General features: G+C 56.5%; 2 protein-coding genes. Both read left to right on the top strand.

Features of this window, described 5'->3' with window-relative positions; translation table 11 throughout:
- Positions 1-2 precede the first annotated feature (2 nt).
- Positions 3-731, top strand: coding sequence for an NAD(P)H-hydrate dehydratase (locus lacNas_RS05925; RefSeq protein ID WP_201346688.1), 729 nt, complete (start codon positions 3-5; stop codon positions 729-731).
- 15 nt (positions 732-746) lie between these two features.
- Positions 747-2110, top strand: a 1364-nt coding sequence (locus lacNas_RS05920; RefSeq protein ID WP_201346687.1) for a Rib/alpha-like domain-containing protein, incomplete at its 3' end; no start/stop codon positions are given.

Genomic DNA, 2110 nt, shown 5'->3' with positions numbered 1-2110 from the left:
TCATGGCTGCCGAGGCTGCAGTCAGCGCCGGCGCTGGTTTGACGACGGTGGCTACGGATCCGGTTAATTTTACCGCGCTGCATGCCCGCCTGCCGGAAGCCGCGGCAATCGATTATTCAGCGGATTCTTTAAAAGACCAGCTCGCAAGCGCCAATGTGATTTTGTGCGGACCGGGTCTGGGAACAGACGAGCTGGCCTGGCGGATCCTTGACCTGGTCTGCCGCAGCGCTGAGCCGGACCAGGCGGTTGTTTTTGACGCCAGTGCCCTGGACCTGCTCAGCCAAAGACCGGACTTGTTGAAGGAAATGCGGGCCGGGGAACTGGTGCTGACGCCGCACCAAATGGAATGGCAGCGGCTGAGCGGCATTAAGATTGCCGACCAGGGCGACCGGGCCAACCAGGAAGCTTTGGAACGTTTGTTTTCCGCCGGAATGAAAAATGTTATACTAGTTCTGAAGGCACATCGAACGCGCGTATATGACCTTACAGGTGAAATCTACCGCAATTCGGCCGGCAATCCTGGCATGGCCACGGGCGGAATGGGCGATACTTTGGCCGGCATCACGGCGGCTTTTATCGGCCAGTTCGGCCAGCGGCTGTCCAGCGTACTAGCTGCAGTTTATTGCCACTCAAAGGCAGGAGACGATCTGTATGAGTCTTCCTACCTTGTGCGGCCAACGCAGCTGTCCGCGTATATGCCGCGCTTGATGAAGCGCCTGAGCACCTGTTAGACATTGGAGGGAATTATGAAAAAGTCAAAGTACATTACCATGCTTTCAGTGGCAGCACTGGCCCTGCTGACCGCTGGCGTGGGCAATCAGTCCGTTTTCGCGGACACTGATTCCAGCACGCAGACGACGGATTCGTCAACCACGACGGACAGCTCGTCTTCTGCTTTGAACCAACAGGAAGCCAAGGGGCAAACGGTGACTACGACGGTCGGCACGCTTCCGGACGCTTCTGACGCCATCAGCAACAAGTCTGACCTAAAGAGCGTGCAGACTTACAGCTGGAAGAGCAATCCAGATGTTTCGACTGCTGGCAGCAAGTCGGCCACGGTCGTGATCACCTACACCGATGGCACGACCAGTGAAGTAGCGGTTACGGTGAACGTGGCCAGCTACGCCAGCCAGAACACGCCGACGGCCAAGAGCGGCCTGACTGTCAAAGTCGGCCAGACTTTGTCAGCCAGCTCTGCCATCAGCAACCTTTCAAGCCTCAAGAACGTGTCCAGTGTAGCCTGGAAGCAGGCGCCAAGCACGTCCAAGGCCGGTACGGTCAAGGCTACGGTTGTTGTTACCTATGCTGACCAGTCAACCGACACGGTTGACGTCACGATCAAGGTTACTTCAGTGGTGACCAGCAAGGTCTCCGTCAAGAAGAGCACGAAGAAGCAGTACTTGACCAAGACGCGGAAGATCGTTTTGGACCGGCCGGGCAAGAACAAGACCATCACGCAGAAGGCCAAGCTGTCCAGAACGGTGACGACGACCACGACGACGACTAAAACCTATACGGATGGTAAATTGACTAAGACTTCCACGAAGACAAAGAAGAGCTACGGGAAGTGGTCCAAGGGCAGCTGGAAGAGCTATAAGGTTCCTGCTATAACCGGCTACAAGCGGAGCACGACGAAGGTCAAGGCCAAGACGGTTACCAGCAAGACCAAGAACGTGAAGGTCACGGTTCACTACAAGCTGGTCCTGCACAAGCCGGCCAACGCGCCGTACTACGACCCGGCTGACATGCGGGCCAAGACTGGCGCCTACTACTTCAAGTCCAGTGAAAAGCGGGCTTACCCGAACTTGGCCAAGTACAAGAACGTTTGGCTGCGGGTGTCCATTCTGGGCAACCGGGTTTACGTCATGAGCGGCAAGAAGGTCATCTACACGATGTACTCTTCAGCCGGACGTTTTGAAACGACCAACGGCAAGTATCAAAGCGACACGCCGCGGGGCACCTTCTATCTGAAGTCGGCTTATGGCCCGTCCTTCATGTCATCTGACGGCGTCGGCGCCCGCTACTACATGGCCTACTACGGCAGCGACTACCTGATCCACTCAGTGCCGATCAACAACTACGGCTCCGGGATTTCTTATGGCGGCTACCA

The sequence above is a fragment of the Lactobacillus nasalidis genome (assembly GCF_016587775.1).
GTDB classification, from domain to species: Bacteria; Bacillota; Bacilli; order Lactobacillales; family Lactobacillaceae; genus Lactobacillus; species Lactobacillus nasalidis.
This window is presented reverse-complemented; position numbering and strand designations above follow the sequence as displayed.